The 15262-nt window shown below is 72.5% G+C and carries 14 protein-coding genes and 1 pseudogene; 10 read left to right on the top strand and 5 right to left on the bottom strand.

Translation table 11 applies throughout. The features are described 5' to 3' along the window. Positions 1–2: 2 nt before the first annotated feature. Both ACY34M_RS19125 and ACY34M_RS19120 read right to left on the bottom strand, forming a co-directional pair. Positions 3–1049: a FecCD family ABC transporter permease gene (locus ACY34M_RS19125; RefSeq protein ID WP_462720408.1), complete on the bottom strand. Its 1047-nt coding sequence runs from the start codon at positions 1047–1049 to the stop codon at positions 3–5. Continuing rightward, on the bottom strand, positions 1046–2065 hold the full coding sequence (locus tag ACY34M_RS19120) for a FecCD family ABC transporter permease (RefSeq protein ID WP_462720407.1): 1020 nt from the start codon (positions 2063–2065) through the stop codon (positions 1046–1048). The genes ACY34M_RS19125 and ACY34M_RS19120 overlap by 4 nt, the downstream gene beginning before the upstream one ends. Before the next feature lie 129 nt (positions 2066–2194). Between ACY34M_RS19120 and ACY34M_RS19115 the strand changes: the two genes are divergently transcribed. The 3 genes from ACY34M_RS19115 to mgtA are packed head-to-tail and all read left to right on the top strand — an operon-like array spanning position 2195 to position 5756. Next, on the top strand, positions 2195–2764 hold the full coding sequence (locus ACY34M_RS19115) for an MSMEG_1061 family FMN-dependent PPOX-type flavoprotein (RefSeq protein ID WP_462720406.1): 570 nt from the start codon (positions 2195–2197) through the stop codon (positions 2762–2764). Between the two features lie 54 nt (positions 2765–2818). Next, a complete protein-coding gene (locus ACY34M_RS19110; RefSeq protein ID WP_462720405.1) occupies positions 2819–3178 on the top strand; it encodes an ArsR/SmtB family transcription factor in 360 nt (119 codons plus the stop codon). A gap of 10 nt (positions 3179–3188) precedes the next feature. Then, entirely contained in the window at positions 3189–5756 is a 2568-nt protein-coding gene (gene mgtA, locus ACY34M_RS19105; RefSeq protein WP_462720404.1) for a magnesium-translocating P-type ATPase, read from the top strand. Here the strand turns inward: mgtA and ACY34M_RS19100 are convergent. Then, complete coding sequence (locus tag ACY34M_RS19100; RefSeq protein WP_462720403.1) at positions 5747–7222, bottom strand: LCP family protein; 1476 nt, start codon at positions 7220–7222, stop codon at positions 5747–5749. The two genes, mgtA and ACY34M_RS19100, sit on opposite strands and share 10 nt — an antisense overlap. A gap of 120 nt (positions 7223–7342) precedes the next feature. Here ACY34M_RS19100 and tatA point away from each other — a divergent pair. The 5 genes and pseudogenes from tatA to ACY34M_RS19075 all read left to right on the top strand — a co-directional run. Continuing rightward, a pseudogene (gene tatA, locus ACY34M_RS19095) lies at positions 7343–7504 on the top strand (Sec-independent protein translocase subunit TatA); the annotation flags it as partial. 55 nt (positions 7505–7559) lie between these two features. After that, positions 7560–8135 (top strand): TerD family protein, encoded by a 576-nt coding sequence (locus ACY34M_RS19090; RefSeq protein WP_462720402.1) that lies wholly within the window; start codon positions 7560–7562, stop codon positions 8133–8135. A gap of 91 nt (positions 8136–8226) precedes the next feature. Then, complete coding sequence (locus tag ACY34M_RS19085) at positions 8227–8808, top strand: TerD family protein (RefSeq protein WP_462720401.1); 582 nt, start codon at positions 8227–8229, stop codon at positions 8806–8808. Continuing rightward, positions 8805–9863 (top strand): acyltransferase family protein, encoded by a 1059-nt coding sequence (locus tag ACY34M_RS19080; RefSeq protein WP_462720400.1) that lies wholly within the window; start codon positions 8805–8807, stop codon positions 9861–9863. Before ACY34M_RS19085 ends, ACY34M_RS19080 begins: the two co-directional genes overlap by 4 nt. 21 nt (positions 9864–9884) lie before the next feature. Beyond that, positions 9885–10619, top strand: coding sequence for an endonuclease V (locus tag ACY34M_RS19075; protein WP_462720399.1), 735 nt, complete (start codon positions 9885–9887; stop codon positions 10617–10619). 10 nt (positions 10620–10629) lie between these two features. On the opposite strand, the gene ACY34M_RS19070 is transcribed toward ACY34M_RS19075, so the two are convergent. Both ACY34M_RS19070 and ACY34M_RS19065 read right to left on the bottom strand, forming a co-directional pair. Continuing rightward, on the bottom strand, positions 10630–11811 hold the full coding sequence (locus ACY34M_RS19070; protein ID WP_462720398.1) for a saccharopine dehydrogenase family protein: 1182 nt from the start codon (positions 11809–11811) through the stop codon (positions 10630–10632). 104 nt (positions 11812–11915) lie between these two features. After that, positions 11916–12668: a hypothetical protein gene (locus ACY34M_RS19065; RefSeq protein WP_462720397.1), complete on the bottom strand. Its 753-nt coding sequence runs from the start codon at positions 12666–12668 to the stop codon at positions 11916–11918. A gap of 245 nt (positions 12669–12913) precedes the next feature. Between ACY34M_RS19065 and ACY34M_RS19060 the strand changes: the two genes are divergently transcribed. Next, complete coding sequence (locus tag ACY34M_RS19060) at positions 12914–14071, top strand: CaiB/BaiF CoA transferase family protein (RefSeq protein ID WP_462720396.1); 1158 nt, start codon at positions 12914–12916, stop codon at positions 14069–14071. An 8-nt stretch (positions 14072–14079) separates the two neighbouring features. Beyond that, positions 14080–15222, top strand: a complete 1143-nt coding sequence (locus ACY34M_RS19055) for an acyl-CoA dehydrogenase family protein (protein WP_462720395.1) — start codon at positions 14080–14082, stop codon at positions 15220–15222. Positions 15223–15262: the final 40 nt, after the last annotated feature.

The following is a 15262-nucleotide window of genomic DNA, read 5'->3' as shown; positions in this document are numbered from 1 at the left end:
GGTCAGCCGCCCTGTCCGGCGCGGTTGGAGCGGGCGAGCAGCCACAGCAGGTACGGGGCGCCGATCACGCTGGTGACGATGCCGACCGGGAGCTGGGTGCCGGACAGCAGGTGCTGTCCCGCGAAGTCGGCGACGACCACGAGCAGCGCCCCGGTCAGCGCGGACGGCAGCAGCGCCGCCCCCTGCCCCGGCACGAGCCGGCGCGCGATCGGCGGGGACACGAAGGCGACGAAGCCGACCGGTCCCGCGGCGGCCGTGGCGACGCCCGCGAGGGCGGTGGCGCAGGCGAGGAGCGCGAGCCGGTCCCGTTCGACGCGGGAGCCGAGCCCGCCGGCGGTGTCGTCGCCGAGCTGCAGTGCGGGCAGGGCGCGGGCGGCGAGCGCGGTCAGCGGAAGCAGCAGCGCGGCGGCCCCGAGGAGCGGCCAGAACTGCGGCCAGGAGCGCCCGTTGATGCTCCCGGCCAGCCACAGGAACGCGGTCTGCGCCTCGGTCACCTCGGAGCGGGTCATCTGGTACGAGATGAGGCTGGACAGGCCGGTGCCGATGCCGAGCCCGACGAGGACGAGCCGGTAGCCGGAGACGCCCTTGCGCCAGGCGAGCAGATAGACGGCTGCGCCCGTCACCAGCGCGCCCGCGAGCGCGACCGCCGACAGGGAAGGCCCGCTCAGCCCGGCGATCGCCCCGGCGAGCACGGCGGCGGCGCCCGCGCCCGAACTCACGCCGATGATGTCGGGGCTGGCCAGCGGGTTGCGCAGCAGCGTCTGGAAGACGGCGCCTGACAGGCCGAAGCAGCAGCCGACGAGGAGCGCCAGCAGGGCGCGGGGCAGGCGCAGTTCGAGGATCACGAACCGGGTGCCGCTGTCGCCGCCGCCGAACAGGGTGCGCACGACGTCGGTCAGCGGGAGCGTGTAGTCGCCGAAGCCGAGCGACACGCACAGTGCGGCGAACGCGGCGACGGCGAGCACCGCGCCGACGGCGGTGAACCGGGCGCGCCCCCGGCGGCGTACGGCGGAGACCCGGGTGACGGCGGGGCGGAGGTCGGTGCTCACAGCGCCACCTCGTTCCTGCGGCGCACGAGGACGACGAAGGGGATCGCGCCGAGCGCCGCCGTCATCACGCCGACCTGCACCTCGCCGGGGCGTGCGACGAGCCGTCCGGCGACGTCGGCGAGGAGCAGCGCGGAGGGTGCGATGAGCGCGCTGTACGGCAGGATCCAGCGGTGGTCGGGCCCGGTGATCAGGCGTGCGGCGTGCGGAACGGCCAGGCCCACGAAGGCGATCGGGCCCGCGACGACGGTCGCCGCCCCGCACAGCAGCACCACGCAGGCGGCCGCGCCGAGCCGGGCGAGCGCGATCCGCTGGCCGAGCCCGCGGGCGGTGTCGTCGCCGAGGGCGAGGGTGTTGAGCTGCGGCCCGAGGGCGAGCGCGAGGACGGCGCCGACGGCGATGAACGGCAGCGCCTGCCACAGCACTTCGGGCTCGCGCCCGTTCAGCGAGCCGACCTGCCAGAAGCGGAACTGGTCGAAGGTGCGGCGGTCGGTGAGCAGCATGGCGCTGGTCACCGAGCTGAGCGCGGCGGCCACGGCGGCTCCGGCCAGGGCGAGTTTCACGGGGGTCGCGCCGTCGCGGCCGAGGCTGCCGACCCCGTACACGAGGACGGCGGCGAGGCACGCGCCGAGGAAGCCGAACCAGATGTACTGCGAGGGCTCGCTCAGCGAGAGCACGCTGATGGCGAAGACGACGAAGACGGAGGCGCCGGCGTTCACGCCCAGCAGTCCGGGGTCGGCGAGCGGATTGCGGGCCACGCCCTGCATCACCGTGCCCGCGAGCCCGAGCGCCACTCCGGCGAGGAGCCCGGCGACCGTGCGCGGGATCCGGACCTCACGGACGATCAGCTGGGCGGGGTCGGCGCTGTCCGGGTGGAACAGGCCCGCGACCACATCGCCGAGCGGTACGTCGCCCGAGCCGACGGCGAGGCTGAGCAGGACGGCTCCCGCGAGCACGACGACGAGTGGCAGCAGCCCGGCGAGCAGGGGCCCGCGGGGTCTGCGCGCTATGAGTGGCACCGTTCCGTCCTGTTCACCTTGTGGCCGCGCAGCGGCAGGCGCCGGAACAGGGCGTTCCGAACGTTAGGGGAGCCTAACCTAACATCGGATAAGGTACGAGAATCAACCACCTCGGACTCAGGAGTCGGCTTGCCGCACGTCACGGACACCCTCGCGCCCGGATCGCCCCGACTCCCCGACGGCTATGAGGAGTTGCGCGACCCGGCCCTGCTGCGCGAGATCCTCGGCGAGCCCTGGCCCATCGTGATCGAAAAGGTGCACGGGGAACTCACCGAGAAGGACCGCGGGTTGCTGGCCCGCTCGCCGTTCTGCCTGGTCTCCACGTCCGACGCGGACGGCAACTGCGACACCTCGCCGCGCGGCGACGGCCCCGGCTTCGCGCACGTCGTCGACGACCGCACGATCGCCCTGCCGGACCGCCCCGGCAACCGCCGCGGCGACAGCTTCCACAACATCCTGTCGAACCCGCACGCGGGCCTGCTCTTCCTGATACCCGGCGCCAGGGACGTCCTGCGCGTCAACGGCCGCGCCCGCATCCTCACCGACGCCCCCTTCTTCGCCGACATGGCCGTGAAGGGGCAGCCCCCGCAGCTGGCCCTGCTCCTCGACATCGACGAGATCTACCTCCACTGCCCCCAGTCCCTGCGCCGCGCGGGCCTGTGGGAGCCGACGACGTGGGAGGGGCCCGGGCCCGCCTAGACTTGCCCCCGTACGAATACCGGGAGTGCGGCGCGGGACGGGAGAAGGTCAGTGGTGGCAGAGGCAGGACGGTTCGAGGATCCGTCCGCTGATGTGCTCGCCGAGGCGGCCGAGGCGTTCGCCCTGCTGGCCTCGCCGGTGCGGCTGCACATGGTGTGGGCCCTCGCGCAGGGCGAGAGCGATGTGAGCGGGCTCGCCGAGCGGGTGGGCGGCGCGCTGCCGGCCATCAGCCAGCACCTGACCAAGCTGAAGCTCGCGGGCCTCGTACGGTCCCGCCGCGAGGGCCGACGGCAGGTGTACTACCTCGACGACCCCGAGGTCGTCAGCGTGGTCCGCCTCATGGTCGGCCAGCTCGCCGAGCGTGCCGAGCAGGCGAAGGCGCCGGTGCGCCGCCTGCGTGGCGCGGGGGCCTGAAGGCCGGCCCGTGGCCGTACCCGAATCGGCCGAGCGGACCGACGCCCTCGGATCGCTGCCGCACCCCCGCTCCGCTCCGGGCGGCCCCACCGCCCTGCAGACCCTGCGCGCCCTGGACACCGGGCCGCGCGGACTGACCGCGGACGAGGCCGAGGAACGCCTGGCCCACTGTGGCGGCAACACCCTGCCCACCGCCCGGCAGCCCTCCTGGCCGCTGCGGATGTGGCGCAGCCTGCGCGATCCGTTCACCACGGTGCTGTTCTGCCTCGGACTCGTCTCCGCGCTCGTCGCCTCGTGGGGCACGGCCTGCGTCATCCTCGCCCTCGTGATCGTCAGCAGTGTGCTGCGCGCGCACGGCGAGTACCGCGCCGACCGGGCCGGCGCCGGACTGCGGGAGCTCGTCGCGGGCACCGCGAGCGTGCAGCGCAGGGACCACCCCGACGCCGAACCGCGGGTGCGCGAGGTCCCGGTCGACGACCTCGTGCCCGGCGACGTGGTGCGCCTCGCTCCCGGCGCCCTGGTCCCCGCCGACGTACGCCTGCTGCGGGCGCGCGGACTCACCGTCCACCAGGCCGCCCTGACCGGGGAGTCCGCGCCCGTGCCGAAGGAGCCGGCCGACCTGCCTGCGCCCGGCGCCGAGGACCACCTGGCGTTCCAGGGCAGCAGTGTCGCCTCCGGCAGCGGTACCGCGATCGTCGTGGCCACCGGCGCCGACACCCGCTTCGCCGCCGTGCACGGCACCCGCCACCGGCGCCCGGCGAGCGCGTTCGACCGCAGCGTGCACGGCATCTCGTGGGTGCTGATCCGCTTCATGCTGCTGACCCCGCCGCTGGTGCTGATGGCGAACGCGGCGGTGCGCGGACGGGGACTCGAGACCCTGCCGTTCGCCGTGGCCGTGGCGGTCGGGCTCACCCCCGAAATGCTGCCGGTCATCGTCACCATCTGCCTGGCCCGCGGCGCCTCCCTGCTCGCCCGCTCGCACGGCGTCATCGTCCGCCGCCTGCCGGCCCTGCACGACCTGGGCGCCGTCGACGTGCTGTGCGTCGACAAGACCGGCACCCTCACCCGCGACCAACCCGTCGTCGACCTCGACCGCACGGACCCCGAGGCGCTGCACTGGGCGGGCGCCTCGGCCTGGTGGACCCTGCAGACCGCCGAACTCACCGACCCCGACCCGCTCGACGAGGCCCTGCTCGCGGCCACCGGACCCGAGGACTGGGACGCGTACGACGGCGTCGACGCGCTGCCCTTCGACCCGGTGCGCCGACTGGCCACCGCCGTGGTGAAGGAGCCCGGCACGCTGGGCGTGCACGTCCTCGCCGTGAAGGGAGCGGTCGCCGAGGTCCTGGAGCGCTGCGCGCTCGACGAGGACGAGCGGGCAGCGGCGCGGAAGCGGGCGGACGCGCTCGCGGCCGACGGCGTACGGCTGCTCGCCGTGGCCACCGCGCGGCGCACGGCCCGCACCCGCGACTACACCCCGGCCGACGAACGCGGCCTGGACCTGCACGGCTTCGTCGCCTTCCACGACGCCCCCGCCGACACCGCGCACGACGCCGTGCACGCCCTCGGCGAGCGCGGCGTCACCGTCAAGGTGCTCACCGGCGACCACCCGGCCACCGCCACCCGCGTCTGCCGGGACGTCGGCATCGCGCCGGGCGAGGTGGTCGTCGGCGCCGAGATCGAGCACCTCGACGACGAGCGGCTCGGGGAGCTCGCCGACCGCACCACCGTCTTCGCCCGCTGCACCCCCGAGCACAAGGCCCGCGTCATCACCGCCCTGCGCGGCCGCGGCCACACCGCCGGATTCCTCGGCGACGGCGTCAACGACCTGCCCGCGCTGCGCGCCGCCGACGTCGGCGTGTGCCCCGCGGGCGGCGTCGACGTGGCCCGCGAGAGCGCGCACGTGGTGCTCGCCGACAAGGACCTCACCGCGCTCGAGCACGCCGTCGTCGCGGGCCGGCACTCCAGCGCCAACATCGCCTCGTACCTGCGGATCACGCTCTCCTCCAACCTCGGCAACGTGATCGCGATGCTCGCGGCGGGACTGCTGCTGCCGTTCCTGCCGATGCTGCCCCCGCAGGTCCTCGTGCAGAACCTGTGCTTCGACGCCGCGCAGCTCGCCCTCGCCTTCGACCGGCCGCGGGCGGCCGTGCTGCGCCGACCCACGGTGCTGCGGCCCCGGCCGTTCCTGCGCTTCATCACCGGGTTCGGCGTGCTGGGCGCGCTCGCCGACCTCGCGACCTTCGGCGCGCTCGCGCTGTGCCTGCCCGGCTCCCTGAACATCGACGACCAGCAGGGCTTCCACGCGGGCTGGTTCACGGAGAACCTGCTCACCCAGGCCCTCGTGATGCTCCTGCTGCGCACCGGACGGCACGCCGCAGAGGGCCGCACGCCGGGCCCCGTGCGCTGGGCCGCGACGGGCCTCGCGGCCGTCGGCCTGCTGCTGCCGCTCACCCCGCTCGGCCCGTGGCTCGGCGTCTCCGGTCTGCCGCCGCTCTACTACCCGCTGCTCGCGGCGATCCTCGTGGTGTACGCGCTCGCCCTCGTGCTGCTGCGGAGGCGGACCGCTCACCCGTAGGACAGGTGCGAGCAGATGTTCTCGTCGGCGGAGCGCGCGCTGTCGGCCACGCCTGAGGGCACCGCCGTCGGGGTCGCCGCCGGGTTCGGCGAGGCCGCGCTGCCGGGCTGGTAGTTGGCGCCGAGCACCACACTGATGCCGGGCGAGCTGCCCGCGGTGAGTTCGGCATCGGGGAAGAGCCGGGCGACGGCCGAGGCGCCGGCCTTCTCGCCGGGGCCGTAGGTGATCGTCGTGGACGCGAGGGAGCGGTCGGCGGCGTTGCCCGTCGTGGTCACGGTGAAGCCGCGCCCGGTGAGCGCCTCGCCGGCGTCGGCGGCGAGGCCGCTGGTGGTGGTGCCGTTGTAGACGGCGACGGAGACGCCCTTGCCGGACACCTCCCCGGTGGGGCTCGCGTCGGGGGAGGGGGACGCGGAGGCCTTCTCCCCGCCCTGCTTCCCGCTCGCGTCCTTGCCGTCGAGGGTGCGGTCCTCCCGCAGCGCCGCCCACAGCGCGTCGGCGTCCGGCTGCACGACGGCGACGCGGCTGCCCTGGTACTTCCAGGGGACGGTGATGAACTTGGTGTTGTGCAGGTCGACGTTCTTCAGCGACATCGCGAAGGACAGCAGCTTGTCCGCGGAGCCGAGGCCGGGGTCGACGGTCATCGACTTGGTGGCGGCGTCGGCGAGCGGCAGCAGCTTGGTGGGGGTGAATCCGTCGCTCTTGATCTTCTTGATGAGGCTGGAGACGAAGGACTGCTGGCGCTGGATGCGGCCGATGTCGGAGCCGTCGCCGATGCCGTGCCGGATGCGGACGTAGTCGAGCGCCCGCTGCCCGGCGACGTTCTGCTCGCCCTTCGCGAAGATGCGCTTGCCCTGCGTGGGCCGGTTCGGGTTGAGGTCGTTCTGGTACACGTCGTTCGGCAGACAGACCTCGACGCCGCCCACCACGTCGGTGAGCTGCGAGAAGCCCTTGAAGTCGACGACGACGGTGTGGTCGACGCGCAGCCCGGTGAGCTCCTCGACGGTGTTCTGGGTGCACGCCGGGTTGCCCTTGGCGGTCTGGCCCGTCGTGTAGGCCGCGTTGAACATCACATTGCTGCGGGTCTCGCTCCACGTGCCGTCGGGGAGTCTGCACGGCGGGATCGTGACCAGGGTGTCGCGCGGAATGGAGACGCCGACGGCGTGCCGGTGGTCGGCGTAGACGTGCAGCAGGAACGCGGTGTCCGAGCGGCCGATGTCGTTCTTGTCGCCGCCGCCGAGGTCGCTGTTGCCGCCGGTGCGCGCGTCGGTGCCGATCACGAGGACGTTCTCGCCCTTGGACGCGTCGGCGTCGGGCCGGTTCCGGGACAGCCCGTCGGAGCCGAACGTGTCGATGTTGCCGTTCAGTTTCAGGTACAGCCAGCCCGCGCCGCCCGTGATCAGGACGAGGGCCGCGAGACCTGTCACGAGTGTGATCCGCAGTCGGCTGCGCTTACGCCGTCGCCCCATGCCATGCCCTTGCTGTCGGTCCGCCCCGTGGGTTGTACAGTTGCGCAATGTAGCAAGCGCGGCTGTGGGGGTGGCACGACCACCCCGCCCGCGGTCCGACCACGACAAGAGGTGGACGCCATGTTCCGCAACGCACTGGAGCCCTGGCACCTGTTGATCCTGGGCCTCGTGATCATTCTGGTCTTCGGCTCCAAGAAGCTGCCGGACACCGCACGCTCCCTGGGCAAGTCTTTGCGCATCCTCAAGAGCGAGACGAAGGCCATGAAGGAGAACGACGAGACCGCGGCACCACTTTAAGTATTGCGCAATTGAAATAATCGATGTGGAGGTAGCAGCTGTGGGAGTTTCCCTGGGCAAGGGCGGCAATGTCTCGCTCAGCAAGGAGGCACCGGGCCTGACCGCGGTGACGGTCGGCCTGGGCTGGGACGTGCGCACGACGACGGGTGCCGATTACGACCTCGACGCGAGCGCCCTGCTGTGCGACGCGGCCGGGAAGGTCCTCTCGGACCGGCACTTCGTCTTCTACAACAACCTCACCAGCCCGGACAGCTCCGTCGAGCACACCGGCGACAACCTCACCGGTGAGGGCGAGGGCGACGACGAGAGCATCAAGGTGAACCTCGCCGGGGTGCCCGCCGAGGTCGACAAGATCGTCTTCCCGGTGTCGATCCACGACGCCGAGTCGCGCGGCCAGTCCTTCGGCCAGGTGCGCAACGCGTTCATCCGCGTCGTGAACCAGGCGGGCGGCACCGAGATCGCCCGCTACGACCTCTCCGAGGACGCCTCCACCGAGACCGCCATGGTCTTCGGCGAGCTGTACCGGCACGGCGCGGAGTGGAAGTTCCGCGCCGTGGGCCAGGGGTACGCCTCGGGCCTGGCCGGCATCGCGCAGGACTTCGGCGTCAACGTCTGAAGACACGCGCGCAGCGGACGCCGCCCGCCCGGACAGCCGGGCGGGCGGCGCCTCGTACGACACCATCGACCGCCCGACCAGAAGGCACCGCATGTCCGTGAACCTGGCCAAGGGCCAGCAGATCAGCCTCAGCAAGGACACCGGCGACGCACTGACCGTCGTACGGATGGGACTCGGCTGGCAGGCCGCGCCCCGCAAGGGCTTCCTCGCCAAGCTGACCGGAACCCGTGAGATCGACCTCGACGCCTCCGCCGTGCTCTTCGCCGGCAAGCGCCACGCCGACGTCGTCTTCTTCCAGCGCCTCGTCAGCCAGGACGGCTCCGTCCGGCACAGCGGCGACAACCTCGTCGGCGGCACCGGGCAGGCAGACGACGAGTCCATCACCGTCGACCTCCCGCGCGTGCCGGGCGAGGTGGACCAGATCGTCTTCACCGTGAACTCCTTCACCGGGCAGACCTTCGCCGAGGTGGGCAGCGCCTACTGCCGCCTCGTCGACGAGACCACCGGCGAGGAGCTCGCCCGCTACACCCTCGCGGGCGGCGGCAGCCACACCGCGCAGATCATGGCCAAGGTCCAGCGCTCGGGCAGCGGCTGGCAGTTCAGAGCGATCGGGGAGCCGGCCGCGGGCCGGACCTTCCAGGACCTGATGCCCGCGATCGCCCGCCACCTGTGAGCCTGACGGCAATCCCGGCCCCCGCGCGCACCGGCGGCGCGGCCAAGGGGGGCCGGGAGGCGTTCTACGACAACGCGAAGTACCTGGCGATCGTGCTGGTCGCGATGGGGCACGCGTGGGAGCCGCTGCGCGACGACAGCCGGGCGGCGGCCGCGCTCTACACCACGGTCTACGCCTTCCACATGCCGGCGTTCATCGTGATCTCCGGCTACTTCTCCCGGTCGTTCGACGCGAGCCCCGGCCGGCTGAAGCGGCTGATCACCGGCGTGGCCGTGCCGTACGTCGTCTTCGAGGTCGCCTACACCTTCTTCAAGCGGACGGCGGGCGACGACCCCGGCTACCCGATCAGCCTGCTCGACCCCTGGTACCTCACCTGGTTCCTGGTCGCGCTGTTCGTGTGGCGGCTCACCACGCCGCTGTGGAAGGTGATCCGGTGGCCGCTGCCGGTGGCGCTCGCCATCGCGGCGCTCGCCTCCGTCTCGCCCAGCATCGGCGACGACCTGGACCTCCAGCGCGTCCTGCAGTTCCTGCCGTTCTTCGTGCTCGGCCTGTGCCTGAAGCCGGAGCACTTCCAGCTGGTCCGCCGCAAGGAGGCCCGGATCCTGTCGGTGCCGGTGTTCGCGGGCGCCCTGCTGTTCGCCTACTGGGCGGTGCCGAGGATGAACGCGGCCTGGTTCTACCGCCGCGACAGCGCGCAGGAGTTGGGCGCCGCCGGCTGGACCGGCGTCGTCATGACGCTCGCCATGTTCGGCTGCTCGGTGATCCTGACCGCGTGCTTCTTCGCGTGGGTGCCGAGGCGGACGTTCTGGTTCACGGCGCTCGGCGCGGGCACCCTGTACGGCTACCTGCTGCACGGCTTCCTCGCCAAGGGCTCCCGCTTCTGGGGCTGGTACGACGTGGACTGGGTGCACACCCCGTGGGGCGAGATCGTGGTGACGCTCATCGCCGCGGCCGTGATCACCGCACTGTGCTCGCCACCCGTCCAACGGGCGTTCCGGTTCGTGATGGAGCCCAGGATGAACTGGGCGTTCAAACGGGATCCGGCGGCGCGCTGAGCCTGTTCCAGGGTTCTGGGCATGGCGACGATCACCGGGGTGCCCGAGGGCTGGCCGAAGGACGAGAGCGCGGCGCGGGACGTGCAGGACGCGCTGCGCGACCGCGTGGTGCTCGACGAGGCCGGGCCGCCGCCCGGCACCGGCACGGTCACCGGGATCGACGTCGCCTACGACGACGAGTGGGGCGTCGTCGCCGCGGCCGCCGTCGTCCTGGACGCGGCGACGCTCGCCGTGGTCGAGGAGGCGACGGCCGTCGGCGAGGTCGCCTTCCCCTACGTGCCGGGCCTGTTGGCGTTCCGTGAGATCCCGGCGGGCGTCGGCGGCGCTGGAGGCGCTCGGCGCCGACCTGGGGCTCGTCGTCTGCGACGGCTACGGGATCGCGCTTCCCCAAGCTCTCGGCTTCGCTCGAGCAGGGGAGACCCCATTCGCCGCTTCGGCCTCGCGAGCCACCTCGGCGTGCTCACCGGGCTGCCCACCATGGGCGTCGCGAAGAACCCGTTCGTCTTCTCCCACGGAGAGTTGGGCGCACGGCGGGGGAGCGCGTCAGCCCTCCTCGACGGCGCCGAGGAGGTCGGCCGCGCGCTGCGCACCCGGGACGGCGTGAAGCCGGTGTACGTGTCGGTGGGCCACCGCGTCTCGCTCGACAACGCGTGCGCGCACGCGTTGTCGCTCATGCCGAAGTACCGCGTCCCGGAGACGACCCGCCGGGCGGACCGCCTGTGCCGGGACGCGCTCGCCGCGCGGACGGGGATTTGATCACAGGCTCTCAGCGCTCGGCCGCGACCCGGAACGTGATGCCGGCCGCGCGCAGCCGCTCGATGAGCGCGTCGCCCATGGCCTCCGCCGTGGTCACCTGCCCCGCCGTCTCGGGGAGTTCGTCCCGTACGAGGCAGATCGCGGACTCGGCGAGCATCTTCGCGGTCTCGCCGTAGCCGGGGTCGCCGCCGGACACCTCCGTGTAGACGCGGCGCCCGCCGCCCTCGCCGACGAACCGCACCGAGAACCAGCTCTTGGCGCGGCGCGCCTCGTCGGGGCCCTCGCCCGGCTTGACCCGACTGCCCAGCCAGCGCCGCACCGGCGGCACCTGGGACGCGGCGAACAGGGTGCTCATCCCCACGACCCCGCCCACCGCGAACGGCAGCGTCTTCACGGCCGCGTAGTGCCGGTAGCGGAAGTCGGGCCCGTAGCGCTCCAGGGCCCGCGCCGAGCGCTGCACCACCTGCGCGTCGATCGTCGGCAGCGGCAGGGCCCACGCGCCGACCTCCTTGGCGAAGCGCGGGCTCCCGGTCGGCGCGTACGCCGTGCGGTCGATCGGGCGGGGCTCGTGGCGGCGCCGCTCCTGCTGCGCGGCGAGCATCTGCCGGGCCCGCGCGAACTGGTTCAGGGCGGAGTTGAAGGTGCCGCCGGAGAACGTCGCGTTGGTCCGTACGAAGCCGTCGACGCGCAGCGGCACGTCCTTCGGCAGCTGCTGGACGGTGTAGTACGCGCCCAGGTCGTGCGGGACGGAGTCGAACCCGCAGGCGTGCACGATCCGGGCGCCCGTGTCGCGCGCCCGGGCGTCGTGCCGCACGTACATGAGGTCCACGAACTCCGGCTCGCCCGTCAGGTCGACGTAGTCGGTGCCCGCGCCCGCGCACGCGGCGACGAGCCCCTCGCCGTACTCCAGGTAGGGGCCGACGGTCGTCGCCACCACGCGGGTGTTGACGGCGAGTTCGCGCAGCGACGACCGGTCGGCGATGTCCACGCGCACCAGCGGGAGGACCGCGCACTCCGGGTTGATCTCGGTCAGCCGCTCGCGCAGCCGCTCCAGCTTCGTGGTGTCGCGCCCGGCGATCGCCCATCGCAGTCCCGCGGGTGCGTGGGCCGCGAGGTACTCGGCGGTGAGCACCCCCACGAACCCCGTCGCCCCGAACAGCACCACGTCGTACGTCCTGCTTGACTCGTTCATGCCACCCCTCACCCGCGTCGTGCGCCGTTGTCGGTGGCCGAGGCTAGCGTGCATGGTGCAGCGAGGTGGGTGGGGGCCCTCCGTGCCGGGGTGGCGCAGCCGGGTCAGGTGCGCTGTGCGGCGCCGGCGAGCTCCTTGAGGTCGACGGTCTCCTCGGACGAGGGTTCCTCGGGGCTCACCTTCTTGTCGTAGTCGCTGAAGGTGGCGCTGTTCGGGTTCTTTCCGCCGGTCGCCGTGGTGCGCAGGATGTACGGCTTGCCCTCGGCGGCGACGTAGAGCGAGAGCGTCTCGCCCCCGGAACCCTTCTTCGTGAGCCGGACCGCCTTCGTGCCGTTGACGCTCGTCGTCCCCGCCCGCTTCATGCCCTGGCGCTCGGACTTGTCCTCGTCCATCGACGCGACAAGACCCTGCTTGTCGCACAGGCCCTGTGTCATCGCGTCGTCCGCCGGTGTCTTCACCCACTTGTCCTTGAGCTTCGGCACCATCTTCGCGGCCCCCGGCTGCTCCTTCAGCGTCGACCGCCAGTACTGCTCGTCGCCCCGCAGGTAGAGCGTGCCGTCGAGATGGCGCACGTCGGCCGTGGTCCCGGCCATCTTGACGGTGCCCTCGCAGTTCTTGCGCTGGTCCACGGTGAGGTCGACGGTGACCTTCCCGCCCGTCTTCTGCTGTGTGGTGCCCTTCACGTGCATCGAGTCGGCCTGCCGCGTCGCCTTCACCGCGTCGGCCGCGATCCGGTCCGCGCTCTTGCCGGCGAAGGGTTCGTCCGAGGTCTCCTTGTCGCTCCCGCAGCCCGCGAGCACCAGGGCCGTGGCCCCCGCGAGCACCGTCAGTGCCGTCTTCTGCCTGCTGTGCGCCACGTCGTCTCCCTCTCCACGATTCGGTCGCCTTCCGTGAGAAGTCACCGAATACCCCTTTCGTTCGGGTGGTCACCGGAAGGGGGGTCGCCACTTGGGGCGCCCGGGGCGGAACGGCCGGTACCGGGCACTCCCGGAGGCGCAAAATTGGCTAAGCGCTTGCTTGCTGGGGGGTTGTGCTGAGCGGGGCGGGTTCATAGCATCACTGGTGTTACATCAGTAGTGTCACAAGCTGGGGGCGTGGCGGGATGGCAGTGTCAGGCACGGAAAGCGGTGGTCCGCGCGGTGGGCCGCTCACCGGGGTGCGCGTGGTGGAGCTGGCCGGGATCGGTCCCGGCCCCTTCGCCGCGATGCTCCTGGCCGACCTCGGGGCCGACGTCGTACGCGTCGACCGGCCCGGCGGCAGCAAGCTCGGCATCAACCCCGAGTACGACGTCACGAACCGCAACAAGCGCTCCGTGGTCGTCGACCTGAAGACGGCCGACGGCGTCGAGCGGGTGCTGGGGCTCGCCGCGCGCGCCGACGTGCTGATCGAGGGGAACCGGCCGGGCGTCGCCGAGCGGCTCGGGGTCGGGCCCGAGGCGTGCCGGGCCCGCAACCCGAAGCTGGTCTACGGCCGGATGACCGGCTGGGGTCAGGAGGGGCCGCTCGCCCAGCGCGCGGGCCACGACATCGGCTACATCGCGCTGACCGGCGCCCTCGGCATGACCGGCGACCCGGACCGCCCGCCGGTGGCCCCGGCGAACCTGCTCGGCGACTACGCGGGCGGCTCGCTGTACCTCGTCGTCGGCATCCTCGCCGCCCTGCACCACGCCCGCGACACCGGCGAAGGGCAGGTCGTCGACGCCGCGATCGTCGACGGCACCGCGCACCTCGGCGCGATGATCCATGGCATGCTCGCGGCCGGCGGCTGGCAGGACCGGCGCGGCGCCAACCTCCTGGACGGCGGCACCCCGTTCTACGGCACGTACGAGACGGCCGACGGCAAGTACGTCGCCGTCGGCGCCCTCGAGCAGCAGTTCTACGCCGAGTTCGCCGAGCTCCTCGAACTCGGCGAGGTCGCCGACGCGCGGAACGACATCGGGCGCTGGGGCGAGCTGCGCGCGGCCGTCGCCGCCCGCTTCAAGGAGCGCACGCGCGACGAGTGGGCGGCCGTCTTCGAGGACTCGGACGCCTGCGTGGCGCCCGTGCTCTCCCTCGGCGAGGCCCCGCACCACCCGCACCTCGCCGCCCGCGGCACCTTCGTCGAGCACGACGGCATCACCCAGCCGGCGCCCGCGCCCCGCTTCTCCGCCACCCCCACCAGCGTCCACTCGGGCCCCGCCCAGCCCGGCGCCGACACCGCAGACGTCGCCCGCGACTGGGACGTACCGGCCCTGAACGAGCACACCACGAAAGGCAGTTGATCGCGAGCATGGAACGACGCCTGTTCAGCGCCGAGCACGAGGCGTTCCGCGAGACCGTGCGCACCTTCCTCGCCAAGGAGGTGACGCCGCACTACGAGCAGTGGGAGAAGGACGGCGTCGTCTCCCGCGAGGCCTGGCTCGCCGCCGGGCGCCAGGGCCTGCTCGGGCTCGCCGTGCCCGAGGAGTTCGGGGGCGGCGGCAACGCCGACTTCCGCTACCCCGCCGTCCTCGCCGAGGAGTTCACGCGCGCGGGCGCCGCCGGTCTCGCCGTCGGCCTGCACAACGACATCATCGGCCCCTACCTCACCTCGCTCGGCACCGACGAGCAGAAGCGGCGCTGGCTGCCCGGCTTCTGCGAGGGCTCGATCATCACGGCCATCGCCATGACCGAACCCGGCGCCGGATCCGACCTCCAGGGCATCCGCACCACCGCCGAGGACAAGGGCGACCACTGGCTGCTCAACGGCTCGAAGACCTTCATCTCCAACGGGATCCTCGCCGACCTCGTCATCGTCGTCGCCAAGACCACCCCCGAGGGCGGCTCGCACGGCCTCTCGCTGCTCGTCGTCGAGCGCGGCATGGAGGGCTTCGAGCGCGGCCGCAACCTCGACAAGATCGGCCAGAAGGCCCAGGACACCGCCGAGCTGTTCTTCAACGACGTCCGCGTCCCCAAGGAGAACCTGCTCGGCGAGCTCAACGGCGCGTTCATCCACCTGATGACGAACCTCGCGCAGGAGCGCATGGGCATCGCCGTCGCCGCGATCGCCGCCTCCGAGCACCTCCTGGGGATCACCACCCAGTACGTGAAGGAGCGCGAGGCCTTCGGCCGACCGCTCGCCACGAAGCAGCACATCCGCTTCGAGATCGCGGAGATGGCCACCGAGTGCGCCGTCACCCGCACGTTCCTCGACCGCTGCATCGAGGACCACTCGGACGGCACCCTCGACGCCGTGCACGCCTCGATGGCGAAGTGGTGGGCGACCGAACTGCAGAAGCGGGTCGCCGACCGCTGCCTCCAACTGCACGGCGGGTACGGGTACATGACCGAGTACCGCGTCGCGAAGGCGTTCACCGACGGGCGCATCCAGACCATTTACGGCGGCACGACCGAGATCATGAAGGAGATCATCGGCCGTTCGCTGCTCGCCTGACCCCTCAACCGCTGCACCTCACCTGTTCCGCTGCTTCGAA

This window comes from Streptomyces sp. EDA2-14, assembly GCF_054963755.1.
Note: the sequence above shows the minus strand (reverse complement) of the source record. Positions and strands in the feature narration are given on the sequence as shown.

Bases quoted from the DNA above. Each gene is read 5' to 3' on its own strand.
- ACY34M_RS19075 (WP_462720399.1), top strand. From the start codon at position 9,885: ATGGCGACGATCACCGGGGTGCCCGAGGGCTGGCCGAAGGACGAGAGC.
- ACY34M_RS19060 (WP_462720396.1), top strand. From the start codon at position 12,914: ATGGCAGTGTCAGGCACGGAAAGCGGTGGTCCGCGCGGTGGGCCGCTC.
- ACY34M_RS19100 (WP_462720403.1), bottom strand. From the start codon at position 7,222: ATGGGGCGACGGCGTAAGCGCAGCCGACTGCGGATCACACTCGTGACA.
- ACY34M_RS19085 (WP_462720401.1), top strand. From the start codon at position 8,227: ATGTCCGTGAACCTGGCCAAGGGCCAGCAGATCAGCCTCAGCAAGGAC.
- ACY34M_RS19055 (WP_462720395.1), top strand. From the start codon at position 14,080: ATGGAACGACGCCTGTTCAGCGCCGAGCACGAGGCGTTCCGCGAGACC.
- ACY34M_RS19070 (WP_462720398.1), bottom strand. From the start codon at position 11,811: ATGAACGAGTCAAGCAGGACGTACGACGTGGTGCTGTTCGGGGCGACG.